Here is a 20455-nt window from a genome sequence, read left to right on the forward strand (position 1 = left end):
TCGCATTCCAATGTGGGAGCGGGCTTGCTCGCGAAGCTTTTAAAGGGCCAACTGGCGGCGTAGCTCGGCCAGCACCGGCGCCGTATCCGGACGCACCCCGCGCCACAGGAAAAACGCCTCGGCCGCCTGCTCGGCCAGCATCCCCAAACCATCCATCGACACCGCCGCGCCATGCTCACTGGCCCAGCGACAGAACGCGGTCGGCTCTTTGCCGTACATCATGTCGTAGCACAGGGTCTTCCCCGGCTCGATCAGGCTTGGCGCAATCGGCGGCACGTCGCCGGTCAGGCTGGCGGAGGTGGCGTTGATGATCACGTCCACCGGCTCGCGCAACCAGTCGAAACCACTGGCCGACACCGGTCCCAGATCACAGAACAATTCGGCCAGCAACTCGGCCTTGTCCACCGTGCGATTGGCGATGATCACCGACGCCGGTTTTTCCGCCAGCAACGGCTCCAGCGCCCCACGCACTGCGCCGCCAGCGCCGAGCAGCAGGATGCGTTTGCCGGTCAGGCTGAAACCGGCGTTCACCGTCAGGTCGCGCACCAGTCCGGCGCCGTCGGTGTTGTCACCGAGCAGTGTACCGTCGGCCAGTTTGCTCAAGGTGTTCACTGCGCCGGCTCGTTGTGCACGAGCGGTCAGGCTGTTCGCCAGGCGATAGGCGTCTTCCTTGAACGGTACGGTGACGTTGGCGCCGCGCCCCTCCTGAAAGAACGCCGTGGCGCAGCCGCTGAAGTCGTCGAGTGGCGCCAGCAGGGTGCTGTAGTCGAAGCTCTGCCCGGTCTGCTCGGCAAACAGTTTATGAATCATCGGCGACTTGCTGTGGCCGATCGGGTTACCGAAAACGACGTAACGATCCATCAGCAGTCCTCAGGCCTGGGCCAGCCAGTCGCGATCTTGCAGGAAGTAGTCGGTCAGGCGCGCTTCTTCGCTGCCGGCCTCGGCTTTGAAGTCGTAGGCCCAACGCACTTGCGGCGGCAACGACATGAGGATCGACTCGGTACGCCCGCCGGACTGCAGGCCGAACAGGGTGCCGCGGTCATACACCAGGTTGAACTCGACGTAGCGGCCACGGCGCAATTCCTGGAATTCCCGCTGCTTGGCGGTGAACGCATCATGCTTGCGCCGCTGCACGATTGGCAGGTAAGCATCGATGTAGGCGTCACCGATGGCGCGCATGAAGGCGAAGCTGGTGTCGAAGTCCCACTCGTTCAGGTCATCGAAGAACAGGCCGCCGATGCCGCGCGGTTCGTGGCGATGCTTGATGTGGAAGTAGGTGTCGCACCAGGCCTTGTAACGCGGATAGACGTCCGGCCCGAACGGCGCGCAGGCCTGCGCGGCAACGCGGTGCCAGTGGATGCAGTCTTCTTCGTTGCCGTAATACGGGGTCAGGTCGAAGCCGCCACCGAACCACCAGACCGGCTCTTCACCTTCCTTTTCGGCGATGAAAAAGCGCACGTTGGCGTGGGACGTCGGCACATGCGGGTTGTGCGGGTGAATCACCAGCGACACGCCGAGGGCTTCGAAGCCGCGCCCGGCCAGTTCCGGACGATGGGCGCTGGCCGACGGTGGCAGACCGCTGCCGAATACGTGGGAAAAGTTGACCCCGCCCTTTTCGATCACCGTGCCGTTTTCGATCACGCGAGTGCGACCACCACCGCCGGCAGGCCGGGCCCAGGCGTCTTCGACGAAGCGCGTGCCGCCGTCCTCGGTTTCCAGTGCGGCGCAGATGCGGTCTTGCAGGTCGAGCAGATAGGCCTTTACGGCGTCGGTGCGGGTCGTCATGGCTTCACCTTGAATCAGGGCATAGCTACGCGGGCGCCCCGCAGGCGGGGGTCGGCGCAAATGGGCGCGTAGCATAACACCGCAGACCCGCGCGCCGCAGTTGACGAAGATCAAGCAGGGGAGTTGGATAGGGGGCTCGCAAACGACCCAAGGAGAGCAGGCAGATGGCAAAGCGTATCCAGTTCCGCGCCCACGGCGGTCCCGAAGTGCTCGAATATGTCGACTACGAACCCGCCGCGCCCGGCCCGAATCAGGTACGGGTGGCGAACAAGGCGATCGGCTTGAATTTCATCGACACCTATTTCCGCAGCGGTCTGTATGCACCGCCAGCCTTGCCGTCCGGCCTGGGCGCTGAAGGCGCCGGCATCGTTGATGCGGTAGGCAGCGACGTCACCCGGTTCAAGGTCGGTGATCGCGTCGCGTATGGCAGCGGTCCGCTGGGCGCTTACAGCGAGCTGCACGTCCTGCCCGAAGCGAATCTGGTGAAGCTGCCGGACGAGATCAGCTTCGAAACCGCCGCCGGCGTCATGCTCAAGGGCCTGACCGTGCAGTACCTGCTGCGCCAGACCTATGAACTCAAGGGCGGCGAAACCATTCTGTTCCACGCCGCAGCAGGGGGTGTCGGTTCGCTGGCCTGCCAATGGGCCAAGGCACTGGGCGTGAAACTGATCGGCACCGTCAGCTCGAAGGAAAAAGCCGATCTGGCCAAGGCCAACGGCGCCTGGGCAACCATCGACTACAGCCACGAAAACGTTGCGCAGCGGGTGCTGGAGCTGACCGACGGCAAGAAAGTCCCGGTGGTCTACGACGGCGTCGGCAAGGACACCTGGCTGACCTCCCTCGACAGCGTGGCGCCACGTGGTCTGGTGGTGAGCTTCGGCAATGCCTCCGGCGCAGTGGACGGGGTCAATCTGGGGATTCTCTCGGCCAAGGGTTCGCTGTACGTGACCCGGCCAACCCTGGCGACCTACGCCAACAACGCCGAAAACTTGCAGCGCATGGCTGACGAGCTGTTCGAGATGATCATCAGCGGCAAGATCAAGATCGACATCAACCAGCGTTATCCACTGGCTGATGCAGCGAAGGCGCAGACCGAATTGTCGGCGCGGCGCACCACCGGCTCGACCATCCTGCTGCCCTGATACGTCTCTCGGCGTCTTGCCAGTCCGGGTTTCAAACCATGGCTGGCAAGACTGTTTGAACGCGTTCAGAACCTCTGCGGATGACACGCCAACGGTTTTTGCACCAAGTGGCCCACAGCCACGTGATCCGGTTGTTGAACCGCTGCGAGGATTTGCCGCCATTCGGCTGATAACGCCCAATACTCACCGCGTGCGCGCTGTTCAATATGCAAGGGGTTGGAAGCAATCGGCATCAGGCCAAAACGCTGGTAGAGGCGCAGCTGTGGCGACCTGCACAACGCGGTTACACCTTGGTAACCGTGTTTTATCGCCCACTCTGCAGCGGCCGCCAACAGACCGTTGACCGCAGTGGGCAACGGGTTGGGTGATTGCGCGATCAAGCGGCTGAATTCGACATGGCGTGATAACGCCACCGTGGGCGAAACATGTTGCTGCGCCAGCGAGGCCCATTCGAACGGTGCCGGAGTCGCCCTCAATACCGCCAGCAGTTGCTCGTGCCGATACAACAGAAAGTGCGTGCTGCGTGACCTTGTCGCCAGCCTCGTTTCGAGCATCCGCGCCCTCGACGTCAGCATGTAATGCTGCAGCCGAAGCCGAAATTGCCGATCGATAAACCGATCGAACTCCTGGGTATCCGCCCCCGCTTCAAGCATCACGATGCGACAACCCTCATGGTGACTTTTCAACGTCACCTGAAGCGCCTGCAGGTAATCCGTGAGTTGCAAATCCGTAGTGTCCATTCTTTCTCCGCAGACCTTAACTTATCGAAGTGTTTCGAGTGCAGGGAAAGGATGGTTGCTTTTGGCGATACTGCCACGGAACGTGGTCTGAGAATTCGGTAGGAAAAGTCAATGAATCCGGATACTTGGGGACTTTTCCGACACGCGAAAAAGCATCATTGCAGGATAAATCGCAGGCACGCGTAGTACTCCTCGCGATCAAGCTGAGGAGTACTCACGTTACAAACGTTCGAGGTCGGATCAGTCGGGACGAATGACCTTGCCGGTCGCCAGATCACGGATCACGCTGGGGTTCTTGCGCCCGCCCAGTTGGCCGCCGAGGATCAGGTCGATCTGCCCACGGAAATACTGCTCGACGCGCAACCGCGTGCGCGCCGCCGGACGCCCCTGCGGGTTAGCCGAAGTCGAGATCAACGGCCCGACCATCGAGCACAGATCCCGCACCTGCGGATGATCACTGACCCGCAGCGCCACGGTGTCGTGCACGCCCGTCACCCATTCCGGCAACAGGTTCTGATGCGGCACCAGCCAGGTGTTCGGCCCCGGCCAGGTGCTGGCCATGCGGTCGATCCACTCTTGCGGGAAGTCTTCGAACAGGAAATCGAACTGACGGATGTTGTCGGCGACCAGGATCAGGCCCTTGTCCACCGACCGGTTCTTGATCGCCAAGAGCCGATCCACCGCTTCTTCGTTCCACGGGTCGCAACCCAGCCCCCAGACGGCTTCGGTTGGATAGGCAATCACCGCCCCGGCGCGAATCTCTCGTGCGGCTTGTTGCACACGCCAACTGTTGACCATGAAAAAACTCTCCGCAAACAGGTTTTGCGCAGTTTACCGATCTTCCCTGTAAAACCTAGCGTGTCCTGGCCAGCCAGCGACCGTTTTCACACACCGCAGAGCCATCCATTTCCAGCTCGGTGAGCGCCGCCAGGACTTTGGGCAAGGCCCAGCCACTGCTGTCGGCCAACGCCTCAGTGGTGTGCGGCGCGGCATGCAGCAGGTTCAACAGGGGATGATCGGTGCTCGGCGTGTCTGTGGATAACGGCAGATGCTGCCAGCCGCGCAGGGCTTCGAGGATGTGTTCGATGGTTTCCACCAGCACCGCACCGTCGCGGATCAATTGGTGACAACCGCGCGCACCGGGATGATGGATCGAGCCGGGAATCGCATACACCTCGCGCCCCTGTTCCGCCGCCAGCCGTGCGGTGATCAGCGAACCGCTGGCAACGCTCGCTTCGACCACCAGCACCCCAAGGGACAAACCGCTGATGATTCGGTTGCGTCGCGGAAAGTTGCTCGCCGTCGGGCCGGCGTCCAGGGGAAACTCCGAAAGCACCGCGCTGCCGGAGGCGATCATCGCGTCGGCCAGTCCGCGATTGCGCTGTGGATAAAATTTTTCCAACCCGGTGCCGAGCACACCGACAGTTTGCCCGCCGATGTCCAGCGCTGCTTGATGGGCGGCCGCATCGATACCCAACGCCAGGCCACTGGTAATGACAAAACCGGCGCCGGCCAAGCTACGGGAAAACGCCGCGGCGGTGTCCATCCCCGGACGCGACGCGCGGCGACTGCCGACCATCGCCAGCTGCGGTTTTTCCAGAATCAAAGGATCGCCGGCCACGAATAACAGCGGTGGAGGGTCGGGAATCTGCGCCAGCAGCGCCGGATAATCCGCTTGATCCCACATCAGCAAATGCTGCTGCGGACGCTCTAGCCAGCGCAATGCATGGCTGGCGCCGTCACGCACTTCGGGGCTGCGCCGAGCTTCGGCAGACGCCGCCGGTAAACCCAGCGCACGCCAGGCACTGGCCGGCGCACTGATGGCTTTTGAAGCCGAGCCGAAGGCTTCGAGCAATTTGGCAAAACGTTTCGGACCGACTTCCGGCAAACGGTGCAGGCGCAAACGCGCTTCCAGTTCCGCAGGGGAAACGGACGTACAGGCAGACAGCATCGTGGATCATCCTTGACCGTTATAAGTCCCGAACCATTCGGAACAAGCTGTGGATAACTCTGTTGGTAACTTGTTAAGCCTGCTAAGGGTTTCGTACCTTGTCGAGCACCGCCAGCGAGCGTGAAGCGTTGAGGACAAGGCCGTAACTGAGCTTGTCGTAGGTGCGGAACACCATCAGCAGCCCGGCCCGTTCGTCAGGAATTTTCAGTGGCTGGCCAGTGATCCGGTCGCGAACGGTTTCCCCGGTTTTCATCACCACCAGCACATTGCCTTCGGCCAGGCCGTCGCGCTTGCCCTTGTTCAGGGTAACCACGTCCATCACACCGATCTGGGTGACGCCACGCGGCACGTCAATGATCACGCCGTTGATGCTGGTGGTCGGGGCGCTGGGCATGAAGGTTGAGTTGATCGAACGCTCTTCGCCACTGAACAAGCGGTCACCCAGACGCACCTCCTGCGTGGTGCGTTGCAGGGCGAGGGTGGCGACGTCTCCTTCGGTGGCGACGATCTCGCCACCGCCGATGTCATCGGCGTTGATCCCGAGGAACTCTTTGGTCTGCGGATCCGTATACACCTTGCCTTGGCGGAAGATGCCGTACACCGGCTGATTCGGGTCGAAATGGCCACGGGCGAAGATCCGGTCGCCAGTGCCGCTGAGCACACGCTCGGCATCGCCGGCGACGATGTACGGCGCCTTGTCGAAATCCTCGACCTTGTCGACGATGCGGTTGCTCAACAGAAAACTGTTGATCGATTTGAGTGGAATGCTCGGAATCGCCTCGGCCACCGGGCTGGTGCGGATACGCGGCGACAGTTTGATCGTGCCCCGTGACTCGCCACGGTTCAGGGTCAGTTGCGGCTGGCCATTGACGTAGTTGAGCGTCAGCGTGTCGCCGGGGTAGATCAGGTTGGGGTTTTCGATCTGCGGGTTGGCCCGCCACAGCTGTGGCCACTGCCACGGCTCGCGCAGATATTTGCCGGAAATGTCCCAGAGCGTGTCTCCCGAAACCACCGTGTATTGCTGTGGAAAACCATCCCTGAGTTGCACTTGCCCTTGCGCAGCACCGGCCGAAGCCAGAAACAGCAGGGCGAGTAGTGTTTTCCTCATGCAGCGAATCCCTTTATCATGTGCGTTCGCGTGAACCGTCAGAGCCCCCGTGGCTCGCTAGTGCAAAATGCATTAGCTACGCTTCACAACGGTAGCCTGCATCTTCGGACCTGCCAGGCCATCGACCCGACTTTACTCAATACGTGCAGCAATCAGCCTATGGCCATTTTAAACATCCTCGAATTCCCGGACCCGCGTCTGCGTACTATCGCCAAGCCTGTGGCTGTAGTGGACGACGAAGTGCGTCAGTTGGTCGATGACATGTTTGAAACAATGTATGAAGCGCCGGGCATCGGCCTCGCCGCGACCCAGGTCAACGTGCACCAACGTATCGTCGTGATGGACCTTTCCGAAGACCGCACCGAACCGCGGGTGTTCATCAACCCCGAGTTCGAATCGCTGACCGAAGAGATGGAGCAATACCAGGAAGGCTGCCTCTCGGTACCGGGTTTCTACGAAAACGTCGACCGCCCGCAGAAGGTCAGGATCAAGGCGCTGGACCGCGACGGCCAGCCTTATGAACTGATCGCCGAAGGCCTGCTCGCAGTGTGCATCCAGCACGAATGCGACCACCTCAACGGCAAGTTGTTCGTCGACTACCTGTCCACGCTCAAACGCGACCGGATCAAGAAGAAACTGGAAAAGCTCCATCGCCAGAACGCTTGATGCCCCTCTTCAAAGGCTTGCTGCGGCAAGCCTTTTTCTTTTTATGAGACTCCTTTCATGACTGAGCCACTGCGCATCGTTTTTGCCGGCACCCCGGAATTCGCCGCCGAGCACCTCAAGGCCCTGCTGAACAGCCCTTACGAGATTGTTGCGGTTTACACCCAACCGGATCGTCCGGCCGGTCGTGGGCAAAAACTGATGCCGAGCCCGGTTAAACAGTTGGCGCTGGAAAATAATATCCAGGTGTTGCAGCCGCCGACCCTGCGCAACGCTGATGCTCAGGCTGAACTGGCCGCGCTGCAGCCGGACTTGCTGGTGGTGGTCGCCTATGGCCTGATCCTGCCGCAAGCGGTGCTGGATATTCCACGCCTGGGCTGCATCAACAGCCACGCATCCTTGCTGCCACGCTGGCGCGGTGCGGCGCCGATCCAGCGCGCCGTGGAACACGGTGATGCCGAAAGCGGCGTGACCGTGATGCGCATGGAAGCGGGCCTGGATACCGGGCCGATGCTGCTCAAGGTCGTCACCCCGATCAGCGCTGAAGACACTGGCGGCAGCCTGCATGACCGCCTCGCCGAGATGGGCCCGCCAGCCGTGGTGCAGGCGATTGCCGGTCTGGCCGCTGGCACGCTGGAAGGCGAAGTGCAGAATGACGAACTCGCCACCTACGCGCACAAGCTGAACAAAGACGAAGCACGCATCGACTGGAGCCGCCCGGCGGTCGAGCTGGAGCGACTGGTACGCGCCTTCAACCCATGGCCGATTACCCACAGCACCCTCAACGGTGAAGCGCTGAAAGTGCTGGCGGCGACGCTTGTTGAAGGTAAAGGCGCGCCGGGTGAGGTGCTCAGCGCCAGCAAGGACGGCCTGATCGTCGCTTGCGGCGAACAGGCGCTGTGCCTGACTCGCCTGCAATTGCCCGGCGGCAAGGCGCTGAACTTCAGCGACCTGTTCAACAGCCGTCGTGAGAAGTTCGCCGTCGGTACCGTGCTCGGCGCAGCGGTGGACGCGCAATGAACCCGCGTCTGGCCGCCGCCAAGGCACTCGCCGCCGTCCTCAGCGGCAAGGCTTCGCTGAACAGCTCCCTGCCGACGCAACTGGACAAGGTCGAAGACCGTGATCGCGGTTTCACCCAGGATCTGGCGTTCGGCACCGCGCGCTGGCAGCCACGCCTGTCGGCACTGGCCGAGAAGCTGCTGCAAAAGCCGTTCAAAGCGGCGGATGCCGATGTCGAGGCGTTGCTGCTGGTCGGTCTCTACCAATTGCTCTACACCCGCGTACCGCCTCACGCCGCCATCGGCGAAACCGTCGGTTGCGCCGACAAGCTGAAAAAGCCGTGGGCCAAAGGCCTGCTCAATGCCGTGCTGCGCAATGCCCAACGCGAAAGCGAAACGATTTTCGCCGAGCTGGAGCGCGACCCGGTGGTGCGCACCGCTCACCCGCGCTGGCTGCAAAAATCCCTGAAAGCTTTCTGGCCTGAACAGTGGGAAGCGATCTGCGCGGCGAACAACGCGCCCCCGCCGATGATCCTGCGGGTCAACCGCCGCCATCACAGCCGTGATGCCTATCTCGGTCTGTTGACTGAGGCGGGTATCGCTGCGACGCCATGCGTTTACAGCCGCGACGGCATCGTTCTCGACGCCGCCGCCGACGTGCGCAGTCTGCCGGGCTTCGCCGAAGGCTGGATCAGCGTGCAGGACGAGGCCGCGCAACTGGCCGCCGATCTGCTCGATCTGGCGCCAGGCCAGCGAGTGCTTGATGCCTGCTGCGCCCCGGGTGGCAAGACTTGCCACATCCTCGAAGCCGAACCGGCACTGGCCGGCGTGGTCGCGGTGGATCTGGAAGCCAAGCGTCTGGTGCGAGTCAAAGAGAACCTCGAACGGCTCGGCTTGAGCGCCGAACTGATCGCCGCCGATGGTCGAGATACCGAAAAATGGTGGGACGGCAAACCGTTCCAGCGCATCCTGCTCGACGCGCCGTGCTCGGCCACCGGGGTGATTCGTCGTCACCCGGACATCAAGCTGACCCGGCAGCCGGACGACATCGTTGCCCTTGCGCAACTGCAAGGCGAGTTGCTCGACGCCATGTGGAAAACCCTTGAGGTGGGCGGCATTCTGCTCTACGCCACTTGCTCGACCTTGCCGACCGAGAACACCGAAGTCATCGCCGCGTTCCTTGAGCGTACGCCGGGTGCCCGCGAACTGGATCTGGCGACCACAGCCGGGATCAAACAACCCCATGGTCGCCAATTGCTGGCCCAGCAGGGCGGGCATGACGGGTTCTACTACGCCAAGCTGATCAAGATCGCTGCCGCGCGCGGCTAAACGGATTCAACGGAGTGACTGGATGAAAATCATCATCCTCGGTGCGGGGCAGGTCGGCGGTTCGCTGGCTGAACACCTGGCGAGCGAAGCCAATGACATCACTGTGGTCGACACCGACGGCGAGCGCCTGCGCGACCTCGGCGACCGTCTCGACATCCGCACCATTCAGGGCCGTGGCTCGCTGCCGTCGGTGCTGCGCCAGGCCGGCGCCGACGATGCCGACATGCTGGTGGCGGTGACCAACAGCGACGAGACCAACATGGTCGCCTGCCAGGTCGCCCACACCCTGTTCCACACCCCGACCAAAATCGCCCGGGTGCGCGAAGCGTCCTATCTGAATCGCGAGGAACAGTTGTTCCAGAACGAAGCGATTCCGGTCGACGTGCTGATCAGCCCCGAACAAGTGGTGACCAACTACATCAAGCGCCTGATTCAGCACCCGGGCGCATTGCAGGTGATCGACTTCGCCGAAGGCCAGGCACAACTGGTGGCGGTGCGCGCCTACTACGGCGGGCCGCTGGTGGGTCAGCAACTGCGCCAGTTGCGCGAGCACATGCCGAACGTCGAAACCCGTGTCGCTGCGATTTTCCGCCGCGCCCGGCCGATCCTGCCGCAAGGCGACACGGTGATCGAGGCCGACGACGAAGTCTTCTTCATCGCCGCCCGTGAGAACATTCGTGCGGTGATGAGCGAAATGCGCCGTCTCGACGAAACCTACAAACGCATCGTCATCGCCGGCGGCGGGCAGATCGGCGAACGCCTGGCCGAGGCCATCGAAAGCCGCTATCAGGTGAAGATCATCGAGATGAACCCGGCGCGTTGCCGTTATCTCTCCGATACCCTCGACAGCACCGTGGTGCTGCAGGGCAGCGCGTCGGACCGCGACCTGCTGCTGGAAGAGAATATCGCCGACGCCGACATCTTCCTCGCGCTGACCAACGATGACGAAGCCAACATCATGTCGTCGCTGCTGGCCAAACGGCTGGGGGCGAAGAAGGTGATGACAATCATCAACAACCCGGCCTACGTCGACCTGATTCAGGGCGGCGACATCGACATCGCCATCAGCCCGCAACTGGCGACCATCGGCACCTTGCTGGCCCACGTACGGCGTGGCGATATCGTCAGCGTGCACTCACTGCGCCGCGGTGCGGCAGAGGCCATCGAGGCGATTGCCCACGGTGATGCGAAGTCGAGCAAGGTCATCGGCCGGCCCATCGAGAAAATCGGCCTGCCGCCGGGCAGCACGATTGGCGCGATCATCCGCAACGAAGAAGTGATCATCGCCCACGACGATACCGTGATCGAAACGGGCGACCATGTGATTCTGTTCCTTGTGGACAAGAAGCATATTCGCGATGTGGAGAAGCTGTTTCATGTGGGGTTGAGCTTCTTCTGAGGTTGATCGTTCCCACGCTCCACGTGGGAATGCAGCCCGGGGCGCTCTGCGTCCCAAGAGCGTCCAATTGAGGCATTCCCACGCAGAGCGTGGGAACGATCACATTAACGAGGGTGCAAAAATGCTCGAATCCCTGGAAAAAATGCTCGCCAAGGGTGTGGATAACTCCTTGCTGCGCTTCGGACTGGGCAAGGGTTATCTGGATCTTGGCGAAAACGCCAAGGCTGCCGAGCATTTCCAGCGCTGCGTCGGTTTTGATCCGAAATATTCGGCGGCCTGGAAGCTGTTGGGCAAGGCACAGTTGGCGCTGGGTAATAGCGCCGCCGCACGTCAGGCGTGGGAACAAGGTCTGGAAGCGGCCCTCGCCCATGGCGACAAGCAAGCCGAAAAGGAAATGGCTGTTTTTCTGAAGAAGCTCGATCGCCAGGCCCAGTGAATCAAAGGTAACGAAGGCCGATCCCGTCGGCGTCCACCGCCACAACTTCCATTCGTACGCTTGGCGCGCCGGTGGGTAAACCCTGCACTTGGCCATACACCACCGCACCTTTGGGCAACGATGCCAAGGTCGGATGTTGCACAAATACCCCGGTGGGCGACAGGTTACGCGTCTGCCCGAGGCACTCGCCGAAGCTGTCATGGGTGATCTTGATGCGAAACGATTTGCGGTGTTCGGACATCTTCTTGCGCCCTTGAATGAACGGTTGTGGATAACCTCGACAGTGGGGTTATCCACAGATCATGCCAATCTCGTCAATCCAGCTCAGTACCAGCGCGCTTCGCCCGGCGGGCGCTTCTTGAAGCGCTTCATGCTCCACATGTACTGGCTCGGATACGCCGCCACGTAACGCTCGACCACTTTACTCATGGCCGCGCAGGACTCGGCGGTATCGGTGCTGTACATGGCTTCGGGCGCTGCTTCGAGGATGACTTTGTAGCCGGAACCGTCCGGCAAGCGCAGTGCGTGGAGGAACACGCCGACCGCTTTGCCACCGGCGAGCATGTTCGGCACGAATTTGCTGGTCAGCGCCTGGGTGGCGAAGAACGGCACGAAGATCCCGGCGGATTCGGCCGGTTCCGGGTCGGCGGGAATGCCCACTGCACCACCTTTGCGCACTTCCTTGATCACGCTGAGGATGCCTTCCTTGGTCGACGCAGCAACCTTGTTGCCCAACTGCACGCGCTGTTTGCGCAGCAATTCGTCCACCGCCTTGAGCTTCGGAGGACGATAGAAAATGATCGGTTTGCACTGGCTGCAATAGAAGTGGTTGAGCACTTCCCAGTTGCCCAGGTGACTGGTGATGCCGACCACGCCTTTGCCCGAGGCCAATGCGTCCTTGAGGATGTCGAGGCCTTCGACTTCGCGCACCAGGTCGATCGAACGCTGCGCCGGCCAGATCCACGCGCAGGCGCTTTCGGTCAGCGACTTGCCGATGTCTTTCAGGCTCTGGCCGACCAGACGCTCACGCTCGGCCGGATCCATCTGTGGAAAACATTTGGCGAGGTTGATCCGCACCACGTCGCGGGAACGGTTGGGGGTTTTCCACATGATCCAGCCGATCGCCGAACCCACGGCCTGCACGGCCCGCCATGGCAGCAGGGCAAACAGCCGCAGAGCGCCTACCAGCAAGGCGCCTTTAAACTTTTCCACAGGTCACTCCTGATCTTGTGCGGTGCGCGAGGCGGCCATTCTAACCGCCGTTTACCAGCTGCGCGTAGCGGTCGCAGTCCCGGGTGTGATCCATGACCATGCCCGAGGCCTGCATCAACGCGTAGCAAATGGTCGGGCCGACGAAGGTGAAGCCGGCCTTTTTCAGGCCTTTGCTCATCGCCACGGCTTCAGGAGTAATGGCCGGGACTTCGCTGCGATCCTTGAAATGATTGATGATCGGTTGGTCACCGACGAACGACCAGAGGAACCCCACCGGATCCTCAAGCGCCAGCCAGGCCTGGGCATTGCGCCGGGCGGCATTGAGTTTGAGGCGGTTGCGAATGATCCCCGGATCAAGCATCAATTCGTCGATTTCGGCGTCGCTCATCTGCGCCACGCGCTGTACGTCGAAGCCGAACAGCACCTCGCGATAACGCTCGCGCTTGCGCAGCACGGTGATCCAGGAAAGCCCGGCCTGGAACCCTTCGAGCAAAAGCAACTCGAACAAACCCTGCGCATCGCGTAGCGGCGTGCCCCACTCCTGATCGTGATAAGCCATGTACAGCGGATCTTCGGTACACCAAAAGCAGCGTGGCATAAGGCTCCAGGGGGTGGAGGTGCGACTGAATCGGGTATACTCCCGCTCTTTAAATCGCAGCCCAAGAAACAGGTGAATTTCGTGAGCCAGCCTACGCCAGCCGTGCGTACCTTCCAAGACTTGATCCTCGCGCTCCAGCAATACTGGGCCGAGCAAGGTTGTGTGGTACTTCAGCCCTACGATATGGAAGTAGGCGCCGGCACTTTCCACACCGCGACATTCCTGCGTGCCATCGGCCCGGAAACCTGGAACGCCGCCTACGTGCAGCCAAGCCGCCGTCCGACTGACGGCCGCTACGGTGAAAACCCGAACCGTCTGCAGCACTACTATCAGTTCCAGGTCGTCCTGAAGCCGAATCCGGACAACTTCCAGGAACTGTACCTGGGCTCCCTCAAGCATGTCGGCCTGGACCCGCTGGTCCACGACATCCGCTTCGTCGAAGACAACTGGGAATCGCCGACCCTCGGCGCCTGGGGTCTGGGCTGGGAAGTCTGGCTGAACGGTATGGAAGTGACCCAGTTCACTTACTTCCAGCAGGCTGGCGGCATCGAGTGCTATCCGGTGACCGGCGAGATCACTTACGGTCTTGAGCGTCTGGCCATGTACCTGCAAGGCGTTGACTCGGTCTATGACCTGGTCTGGGCTGACGGCCCGATGGGCAAGGTGACCTACGGCGACGTGTTCCATCAGAACGAAGTGGAGCAGTCCACCTACAACTTCGAGCACGCCAACGTCGACAAACTGTTCGAACTGTTCGACTTCTATGAAAGCGAAGCCAAGCGGCTGATCGAACTCGACCAGCCGCTGCCGCTGCCGAGCTACGAAATGGTCCTGAAGGCGTCGCACACCTTCAACCTGCTGGATGCGCGCCGGGCGATCTCGGTGACCGCGCGTCAGCAATACATCCTGCGCGTACGCACCCTGGCGCGTTCCGTTGCGCAAGCCTACCTGCTGGCACGCGCCAAGCTGGGCTTCCCGATGGCGACCCCGGACCTGCGTGACGAAGTACTGGCCAAGCTGGAGGCTGCACAATGAGTGCTCAAGATTTTCTGGTTGAACTGGGCACCGAAGAACTGCCACCCAAAGCCCTGAACACACTGGCTGAGGCGTTCCTCGCCGGTATCGACAAGGGCCTGCAAGCGGCCGGCCTGAGCTACGAGACTAAAACCGTCTACGCCGCACCGCGTCGTCTGGCTGTGCTGATCACTGCGCTGGCGACCCAGCAACCGGATCGCAGCATCAATCTCGACGGCCCGCCACGTCAGGCCGCGTTCGACGCTGAAGGCAATCCAACGCAAGCAGCCTTGGGTTTCGCCAAGAAGTGCGGCGTCGAGCTGAGCGAAATCGACCAGAGCGGTCCGAAACTGCGTTACAGCCAGAACATTGCCGGCAAGCCGACCGCTAGTTTGCTGCCGACCATCGTCGAGGACTCGCTGAACGACCTGCCGATCCCGAAACGCATGCGTTGGGGTGCGCGCAAGGAAGAGTTCGTGCGTCCGACCCAGTGGCTGGTGATGCTGCTCGGTGACCAGGTCATCGACTGCACCATCCTTGCGCAGAAGGCTGGCCGTGACTCCCGTGGTCACCGCTTCCACCACCCGGAAAACGTGCGCATCGGTTCGCCGTCCAGCTACCTCGCTGACCTGCGTGCCGCCTATGTCCTGGCCGACGCCAACGAGCGTCGCGAGATCATCAGCAAGCGCACCGAAGAGCTGGCGACCCGTCAGGAAGGCACCGCGATCGTGCCACCTGCGCTGCTCGACGAAGTGACCGCGCTGGTTGAATGGCCGGTGCCGCTGGTGTGCTCGTTCGAGGAGCGTTTCCTCGACGTGCCGCAGGAAGCACTGATCACCACCATGCAGGACAACCAGAAGTACTTCTGCCTGCTGGATGCCGACGGCAAGTTGCTGCCACGTTTCATCACTGTGGCCAACATCGAAAGCAAAGACCCGCAGCAGATCATCGCCGGTAACGAGAAAGTGGTTCGCCCACGCCTGACCGACGCCGAATTCTTCTTCAAGCAAGACAAGAAGCAGAAACTCGAAGACTTCAACCTGCGCCTGCAGAACGTGGTATTCCAGGAAAAACTCGGCAGTGTCTACGACAAGGCCGAGCGCGTATCGAAACTCGCGGCCTACATCGCCGCGCGTATCGGCGGCAACGCCTCGTGGGCTGCTCGTGCAGGCTTGCTGTCGAAGTGCGACCTGGCCACCGAAATGGTCGGCGAGTTCCCGGAGATGCAAGGTGTCGCCGGTTACTACTACGCCCTCAATGATGGCGAGCCAGAAGACGTCGCGCTGGCGCTGAACGAGCAGTACATGCCACGCGGTGCCGGTGCTGAACTGCCGGCGACCCTGACCGGTGCAGCTGTCGCTATTGCCGACAAACTCGACACCCTGGTCGGCATCTTCGGTATCGGCATGCTGCCAACCGGCAGCAAAGACCCGTATGCCCTGCGCCGTGCGGCACTGGGTGTGCTGCGCATCCTGATCGAGAAACAACTGGATCTGGACCTGAACGACGCCGTGGCTTTCGCCGTGACTGCTTTCGGTGCCAAGGTCAAGGCTGCCGGCCTCAACGACTCAGTGCTGGAATTCATCTTCGACCGTCTGCGTGCGCGTTACGAAGATGAAGGTGTGGATGTCGCCACCTACCTGTCGGTACGTGCCCTGAAGCCGGGTTCGGCGCTGGACTTCGACCAGCGTGTGCAAGCGGTGCAGGCCTTCCGCAAACTGCCGGAAGCGGCAGCGCTGGCGGCGGTGAACAAGCGTGTATCGAACCTGTTGAGCAAGGTTGAAGGCTCGGTACCGACCGTGGTCGAGGCCAAGTACTTCGACAACGCCAACGAGTTCTCGCTGTACTCGGCGATCCAGCAGGCCGATCAGGCTGTGCAGCCAATGGCCGCGGCGCGTCAGTACAACGAATCGCTGGCCCGCCTGGCCGCCCTGCGCGAGCCGGTGGACGCGTTCTTCGACGCGGTGATGGTCAATGCCGAAGACGCCAAGGTCCGGGCCAACCGCTACGCGCTGCTGGCGCGTCTGCGCGGTCTGTTCCTCGGTGTTGCCGACATTTCGCTGCTGGGTTGAGGGACTGCTGTTGAAACTGCTGATTCTCGATCGGGACGGAGTGATCAATTACGACTCCGACGCTTACATCAAGTCAGTGGCGGAGTGGATTCCACTGCCCGGCTCGATCGAGGCGATTGCGCAGTTGAGCAAGGCCGGCTGGACGGTGGCGGTCGCCACCAACCAGTCGGGCATTGCTCGCGGCTACTACGATCTCGCCACCCTCGACGCCATGCACGCGCGCCTGCGCACGCTTGTGGCTGAGCAGGGCGGTGAAGTCGGGCTGATCGTGTATTGCCCGCATGGCCCGGACGAAGGTTGCGATTGCCGCAAGCCGAAACCGGGGATGTTGAAAACCATCGCCGAGCATTACAACGTGACGCTTGCGAATGTCTGGTTCGTCGGCGACAGCCTTGGTGACCTGGAGGCGGCCAAAGCCGTCGATTCACAGCCAGTTTTGGTAAAGACCGGAAAAGGCGAAAAGACTCAGGGCAAAACCCTGCCGGTTGGCACTCTGATTTTTGACGATCTGGCGGCGATTGCCGCAGAACTTATCCACAACTAGAGTACTTCTGAAGTTCCTGACCAGGGATTGATCGGGAGTGCGCTTGAACAGCCGGGGATTGCCCCGTAACGGTAAACGTCACTATGTCGATACTGCGGGCCATCAGAATTTTTCTCTTTTACCTGCTGCTGGGCACCACCTCGCTGCTGTGGTGCAGCCTGAGTTTTTTTATCGCGCCGTTCCTGCCATTCAAGGCGCGTTATCGTTTTATCAACGTGTACTGGTGCCGTTGCGCCTTGTGGTTGACCAAGGTGTTTCTCGGTATCCGTTACGAAATCAAAGGCGCAGAAAATGTGCCGGATCGGCCCTGTGTGATTCAGTCGAACCACCAGAGCACCTGGGAGACGTTCTTTCTCTCCGCTTATTTCTCGCCCTTGAGCCAGGTGCTCAAGCGTGAATTGCTGTACGTGCCGTTCTTCGGCTGGGCGATGGCCATGTTGCGGCCGATCGCGATTGACCGCGACAACCCGAAAGCCGCTCTGAAACAAGTCGCGGCGAAGGGTGACGAACTGCTCAAGGACAATGTTTGGGTGCTGATCTTCCCGGAAGGCACGCGTGTTCCTTACGGTACTGTTGGCAAGTTCTCCCGCAGTGGTAGCGCGTTGGCCGTAAATGCAGCGCTTCCGGTACTGCCGATTGCACACAATGCCGGCAAGTTCTGGCCGAAAATCGGCTGGGGTAAAAAGTCCGGCGTGATCACCGTGGTCATCGGTGAACCGATGTACGCCGAAGGCACTGGCCCGCGCGCCATCGCTGATCTGAACGATCGCGTGCAAGCGTGGAACGAGAAAACTCAGCGGGAGATGGGTTCCTTGCCACCAGCCCCGCAGGCTCCGGCGGCAAATGATCAGATGGCTGTCTGAGATTTTGTGGATAACCTGTGCACGGTTTTGTTGAAAACGCCTGAATATTAAAAGTAACTTATTGATTTACTTATATATTTCTCAAGTTCATAAAACGCCGTAAAACGTGCATAAGTTTTTTTCGGAAGTAAAAAAACCGGCTGATATAGCCGGTTTTTTTGTGCCTGTTCACTCTGCAATCAGCGGTAGCTGGAGCCGGAAGGTCGTACCCTGATCGACCACGCTGTGACATGCGATTGTGCCGCCATGATGATCGACCACCGCCTTGACCATCGACAGTCCCAGGCCGACGCCATCGATCCCTTGCGCCGATGAAAAGCGTCGGTACTGAGTGAACAGATCCGGCAGTTCTTCGGCAGCGATGCCTTTGCCCTGATCGTGCAACTCACAACGTAGCCAATCGCCATGACCACTGACGCTCAATTGAATCGTGGTGCCCGCCGGACTGTACTTGATCGCGTTTTCCAGCAGATTGAACAAGGCACGGGTCAGCAATCCCTGATCGGCCAGGACCAGTCGTTCCTGGGATGGCTCATCCATGACGTGCAGCAGTTTGATGTTTTTCTGTTGGGCGATGGGCAGGGCCTGATCCAGCACGTCCAGTATCAGCATCGCAAACAGACTCGGCTGGAACTGGTAGGCCTCGGATTCCGCCCGCGCCAGCAATACGAAGCCATCGGTCAGATCCAGTGCCCTGTGCACCTGACGCTCGATCTGCTCGAACAGTGGGGCGTGCGCCCCAGCCTGATGGCGATGTACATCGAGCAGGGCAAGGATCGCCGAATGCGGAGCACGCAGGTCGTGGGAGAGAAAACGCAGCAATACACCGCGTTGCTCTTCAGCGGCGCGTTCGGCGCTCAAGTCGGTGAGGCTCAGCAGCCAGCCAATGGGCGTATCACCGTCCACCGGCAGTAAAGCTGCACGCTCAAGTCGCAAACTGCGCTCCTTGTGGTCATGAAATTCCAATAGGGGCAGGGCTGATAACGGCGGGTGCGGTTCTGTGGATAATTCCGGGTAGCCGAGACGGGCGAGTTGCTCGAGAACATCGTCGCCGACCAGCGGGTGATCGAACAATACGCGGGCCTTGCGGTTGCCCAGCAGGATCTGCCCCCTGGGATCGCTGATCAGCGTCGCCACCGGCAGGTATTCCAAACCGTCGGCGATGAAGCGCCGGGTATCGCGCGTGCGGCTCATGGCTTGTTCCAGCGCCATGATCTGCCCCTGCAACTGGTCTGCACTGGTGAATTGCGCACGGCGCCGTTCCGGGAACACTTTCGGCTCGCGGTCCAGTCGCGCCAGTTCCCAGCCAAAGTACGTCAGCACCACGCTCAGGCGTCGCCAGTTCCAGATCAGATAGCCGAACAACATGCCGAGCGCCGCCGGCGTCGGTGACCACCAGTGCCGGGCTTCCGCCAGCCCGGCGCTAGTCAGCAACACGCAAGCCACCCCGCCCAGCGTCACCCAGATCGCCCAGCGCGGGTGCCACGGCAGCAAACCGAGGACGCAGGCCACCAGCCCAACCGAGAGCAACGCACTCCAGCCCGGTACCGTGTCGTGCAGATTGATCTGGGCGCGATACGACAACAGCGCAGTCAGCGTTAACAGCACTAGACTTATCCACAACCACTCACGCACCAGCCGCCGAAACAGGCGCTGGACCTGACTCGGCTCCCGGCTTTCACGCCGACGCGGGCTATTCATGGCAAAACGGGCAGGGGGCAGTGAATGGTTTCATGGGCCACAGGTCTGAGGACATAGATCCGAAGAATAATAGCGGACGTCGACCGACGGCGGACCGCTTACTTTCACTGCACAGGCCAGGCCGTTAAGGTTGCCGGCCACTGCCCAAGCAACAAGGAACCCACGCGTATGCGCGTTGCGATACTGGACGATGAACCCGCCGAACTGCGCCGGGTCGAGCAAACCCTGCAGCAAATGGCGGCTGCGGGAGACCAGCCATGGTCACTGCACAGCTTTGAACGGGGAGAGGATCTGTTGCGCCAGTTGCGCCGGGACACCTTCGACCTGCTGATCCTCGACTGGCAACTGCCTGACCTGACCGGCCTGGCGCTGTTGCGCTGGACCCGCGAACACATGGAGTCGCCGCCCGCCGCGATCATGCTGACCAGCCGCGACGGCGAAAGCGATATCGTCCAGGCCCTGAACGCCGGTGCCGACGATTACGTCAGCAAACCGTTCCGCCCCAACGAGCTGAAAGCCCGAGTCGCCGCCGTGCTGCGCCGGCACAGCCAGCAACGCAGTGCCGGCGCCGAAATGTTGAGTTTCAACGACCTGACCTTCGACGACGCCGAACTGACCGTCACCCGCGACCATAAACCCATCGTCATGACCGAACGCGAATACCGCCTCGCTCGCTGTCTGTTCAGCAATCTGGGGCGGCCGTTGTCACGCGAGTACTTATACGAACGGTTCTGGCCCCATGAAGAGGTGCTCTCGTCGCGCCCCCTGGACACGCACATCTACCGCCTGCGCAACAAACTGGGGCTGACGGCGGATCGCGGTTGGCAGCTGTTGACGATTTACGGATATGGGTATCGGTTGGAAAGTGTCGCGGCAACGAGCGGGTGAAGAGGGCAGGCC

Annotated in this window: 21 protein-coding genes; 11 read left to right on the top strand and 10 right to left on the bottom strand. The window is 61.2% G+C overall.

The features are described 5' to 3' along the window. Positions 1–39: 39 nt before the first annotated feature. Together aroE and hemF are read right to left on the bottom strand one after the other, a co-directional pair. Entirely contained in the window at positions 40–861 is an 822-nt protein-coding gene (aroE, locus tag PseAD21_RS09730; protein ID WP_102355493.1) for a shikimate dehydrogenase, read from the bottom strand. Positions 862–870: 9 nt separating this feature from the next. Continuing rightward, positions 871–1785: an oxygen-dependent coproporphyrinogen oxidase gene (hemF, locus tag PseAD21_RS09735; protein WP_102355494.1), complete on the bottom strand. Its 915-nt coding sequence runs from the start codon at positions 1783–1785 to the stop codon at positions 871–873. Positions 1786–1949: 164 nt separating this feature from the next. Here hemF and PseAD21_RS09740 point away from each other — a divergent pair, with 164 nt between their 5' ends. Continuing rightward, positions 1950–2927, top strand: coding sequence for an NADPH:quinone reductase (locus PseAD21_RS09740; protein ID WP_102355495.1), 978 nt, complete (start codon positions 1950–1952; stop codon positions 2925–2927). A gap of 65 nt (positions 2928–2992) precedes the next feature. Here the strand turns inward: PseAD21_RS09740 and PseAD21_RS09745 are convergent, their stop codons facing one another. The 4 genes from PseAD21_RS09745 to PseAD21_RS09760 form a co-directional block, all read right to left on the bottom strand. Beyond that, positions 2993–3667 (bottom strand): hypothetical protein, encoded by a 675-nt coding sequence (locus PseAD21_RS09745; RefSeq protein ID WP_102355496.1) that lies wholly within the window; start codon positions 3665–3667, stop codon positions 2993–2995. A 240-nt stretch (positions 3668–3907) separates the two neighbouring features. Then, positions 3908–4465, bottom strand: a complete 558-nt coding sequence (locus tag PseAD21_RS09750; protein ID WP_007962683.1) for an L-threonylcarbamoyladenylate synthase — start codon at positions 4463–4465, stop codon at positions 3908–3910. Between the two features lie 55 nt (positions 4466–4520). Further along, entirely contained in the window at positions 4521–5618 is a 1098-nt protein-coding gene (gene dprA, locus PseAD21_RS09755; RefSeq protein WP_102355497.1) for a DNA-processing protein DprA, read from the bottom strand. Positions 5619–5700: 82 nt separating this feature from the next. Continuing rightward, a complete protein-coding gene (locus PseAD21_RS09760; protein WP_102355498.1) occupies positions 5701–6726 on the bottom strand; it encodes a LysM peptidoglycan-binding domain-containing protein in 1026 nt (341 codons plus the stop codon). A 159-nt stretch (positions 6727–6885) separates the two neighbouring features. Between PseAD21_RS09760 and def the strand changes: the two genes are divergently transcribed. The 5 genes from def (at position 6886) to PseAD21_RS09785 (ending at position 11551) form a co-directional block, all read left to right on the top strand. Continuing rightward, a complete protein-coding gene (gene def, locus PseAD21_RS09765) occupies positions 6886–7392 on the top strand; it encodes a peptide deformylase (protein WP_102355499.1) in 507 nt (168 codons plus the stop codon). A 57-nt stretch (positions 7393–7449) separates the two neighbouring features. Then, a complete protein-coding gene (gene fmt, locus PseAD21_RS09770; RefSeq protein WP_102355500.1) occupies positions 7450–8409 on the top strand; it encodes a methionyl-tRNA formyltransferase in 960 nt (319 codons plus the stop codon). Continuing rightward, the gene (gene rsmB / locus PseAD21_RS09775) at positions 8406–9716 is read left to right on the top strand and encodes a 16S rRNA (cytosine(967)-C(5))-methyltransferase RsmB (protein WP_102355501.1); all 1311 of its coding nucleotides are present in this window, start codon (positions 8406–8408) and stop codon (positions 9714–9716) included. Before fmt ends, rsmB begins: the two co-directional genes overlap by 4 nt. Positions 9717–9738: 22 nt before the next feature. After that, a complete protein-coding gene (trkA, locus tag PseAD21_RS09780; RefSeq protein WP_102355502.1) occupies positions 9739–11115 on the top strand; it encodes a Trk system potassium transporter TrkA in 1377 nt (458 codons plus the stop codon). A gap of 121 nt (positions 11116–11236) precedes the next feature. After that, on the top strand, positions 11237–11551 hold the full coding sequence (locus tag PseAD21_RS09785) for a tetratricopeptide repeat protein (RefSeq protein WP_102355503.1): 315 nt from the start codon (positions 11237–11239) through the stop codon (positions 11549–11551). Position 11552: 1 nt separating this feature from the next. Here the strand turns inward: PseAD21_RS09785 and PseAD21_RS09790 are convergent, their stop codons facing one another. The 3 genes from PseAD21_RS09790 to PseAD21_RS09800 all read right to left on the bottom strand — a co-directional run bounded on the left by PseAD21_RS09790 (position 11553) and on the right by PseAD21_RS09800 (position 13361). Next, positions 11553–11792: a PilZ domain-containing protein gene (locus tag PseAD21_RS09790; RefSeq protein ID WP_016984083.1), complete on the bottom strand. Its 240-nt coding sequence runs from the start codon at positions 11790–11792 to the stop codon at positions 11553–11555. 83 nt (positions 11793–11875) lie between these two features. After that, positions 11876–12763 carry a lysophospholipid acyltransferase gene (locus tag PseAD21_RS09795; RefSeq protein WP_083367454.1) on the bottom strand — a complete coding sequence of 296 codons (888 nt, stop codon included), beginning with the start codon at positions 12761–12763 and terminating at the stop codon, positions 11876–11878. Between the two features lie 40 nt (positions 12764–12803). Beyond that, positions 12804–13361, bottom strand: coding sequence for a DNA-3-methyladenine glycosylase I (locus tag PseAD21_RS09800; RefSeq protein ID WP_102355504.1), 558 nt, complete (start codon positions 13359–13361; stop codon positions 12804–12806). An 81-nt stretch (positions 13362–13442) separates the two neighbouring features. Here PseAD21_RS09800 and glyQ point away from each other — a divergent pair, with 81 nt between their 5' ends. From glyQ to PseAD21_RS09820, 4 genes are all read left to right on the top strand, one after another. Further along, positions 13443–14396, top strand: a complete 954-nt coding sequence (gene glyQ / locus PseAD21_RS09805; RefSeq protein WP_025112261.1) for a glycine--tRNA ligase subunit alpha — start codon at positions 13443–13445, stop codon at positions 14394–14396. Further along, positions 14393–16447 (top strand): glycine--tRNA ligase subunit beta, encoded by a 2055-nt coding sequence (gene glyS, locus PseAD21_RS09810; RefSeq protein ID WP_102355505.1) that lies wholly within the window; start codon positions 14393–14395, stop codon positions 16445–16447. The genes glyQ and glyS overlap by 4 nt, the downstream gene beginning before the upstream one ends. A gap of 4 nt (positions 16448–16451) precedes the next feature. Next, the gene (gmhB, locus tag PseAD21_RS09815; protein WP_178082116.1) at positions 16452–16991 is read left to right on the top strand and encodes a D-glycero-beta-D-manno-heptose 1,7-bisphosphate 7-phosphatase; all 540 of its coding nucleotides are present in this window, start codon (positions 16452–16454) and stop codon (positions 16989–16991) included. Between the two features lie 83 nt (positions 16992–17074). Beyond that, a complete protein-coding gene (locus PseAD21_RS09820; protein WP_102355507.1) occupies positions 17075–17854 on the top strand; it encodes a 1-acyl-sn-glycerol-3-phosphate acyltransferase in 780 nt (259 codons plus the stop codon). A gap of 168 nt (positions 17855–18022) precedes the next feature. Here the strand turns inward: PseAD21_RS09820 and PseAD21_RS09825 are convergent, their stop codons facing one another. Further along, on the bottom strand, positions 18023–19555 hold the full coding sequence (locus tag PseAD21_RS09825) for a HAMP domain-containing sensor histidine kinase (RefSeq protein ID WP_102355508.1): 1533 nt from the start codon (positions 19553–19555) through the stop codon (positions 18023–18025). A 168-nt stretch (positions 19556–19723) separates the two neighbouring features. On the opposite strand from PseAD21_RS09825, the gene PseAD21_RS09830 reads away from it, so the two are divergent. Then, positions 19724–20443, top strand: coding sequence for a response regulator transcription factor (locus PseAD21_RS09830; RefSeq protein ID WP_102355509.1), 720 nt, complete (start codon positions 19724–19726; stop codon positions 20441–20443). Positions 20444–20455: the final 12 nt, after the last annotated feature.

The sequence above is a fragment of the Pseudomonas sp. AD21 genome, assembly GCF_002878485.1.
Taxonomy (GTDB): domain Bacteria; phylum Pseudomonadota; class Gammaproteobacteria; order Pseudomonadales; family Pseudomonadaceae; genus Aquipseudomonas.

Coding starts and splice junctions, on each gene's coding strand:
- rsmB (WP_102355501.1), top strand. CDS start 8,406: ATGAACCCGCGTCTGGCCGCCGCCAAGGCACTCGCCGCCGTCCTCAGC.
- PseAD21_RS09745 (WP_102355496.1), bottom strand. CDS start 3,667: ATGGACACTACGGATTTGCAACTCACGGATTACCTGCAGGCGCTTCAG.
- PseAD21_RS09790 (WP_016984083.1), bottom strand. CDS start 11,792: ATGTCCGAACACCGCAAATCGTTTCGCATCAAGATCACCCATGACAGC.
- PseAD21_RS09800 (WP_102355504.1), bottom strand. CDS start 13,361: ATGCCACGCTGCTTTTGGTGTACCGAAGATCCGCTGTACATGGCTTAT.
- glyS (WP_102355505.1), top strand. CDS start 14,393: ATGAGTGCTCAAGATTTTCTGGTTGAACTGGGCACCGAAGAACTGCCA.
- PseAD21_RS09825 (WP_102355508.1), bottom strand. CDS start 19,555: ATGAATAGCCCGCGTCGGCGTGAAAGCCGGGAGCCGAGTCAGGTCCAG.
- def (WP_102355499.1), top strand. CDS start 6,886: ATGGCCATTTTAAACATCCTCGAATTCCCGGACCCGCGTCTGCGTACT.
- PseAD21_RS09750 (WP_007962683.1), bottom strand. CDS start 4,465: ATGGTCAACAGTTGGCGTGTGCAACAAGCCGCACGAGAGATTCGCGCC.
- dprA (WP_102355497.1), bottom strand. CDS start 5,618: ATGCTGTCTGCCTGTACGTCCGTTTCCCCTGCGGAACTGGAAGCGCGT.
- fmt (WP_102355500.1), top strand. CDS start 7,450: ATGACTGAGCCACTGCGCATCGTTTTTGCCGGCACCCCGGAATTCGCC.
- PseAD21_RS09760 (WP_102355498.1), bottom strand. CDS start 6,726: ATGAGGAAAACACTACTCGCCCTGCTGTTTCTGGCTTCGGCCGGTGCT.
- PseAD21_RS09820 (WP_102355507.1), top strand. CDS start 17,075: ATGTCGATACTGCGGGCCATCAGAATTTTTCTCTTTTACCTGCTGCTG.
- hemF (WP_102355494.1), bottom strand. CDS start 1,785: ATGACGACCCGCACCGACGCCGTAAAGGCCTATCTGCTCGACCTGCAA.
- PseAD21_RS09830 (WP_102355509.1), top strand. CDS start 19,724: ATGCGCGTTGCGATACTGGACGATGAACCCGCCGAACTGCGCCGGGTC.
- trkA (WP_102355502.1), top strand. CDS start 9,739: ATGAAAATCATCATCCTCGGTGCGGGGCAGGTCGGCGGTTCGCTGGCT.
- PseAD21_RS09785 (WP_102355503.1), top strand. CDS start 11,237: ATGCTCGAATCCCTGGAAAAAATGCTCGCCAAGGGTGTGGATAACTCC.
- PseAD21_RS09740 (WP_102355495.1), top strand. CDS start 1,950: ATGGCAAAGCGTATCCAGTTCCGCGCCCACGGCGGTCCCGAAGTGCTC.
- aroE (WP_102355493.1), bottom strand. CDS start 861: ATGGATCGTTACGTCGTTTTCGGTAACCCGATCGGCCACAGCAAGTCG.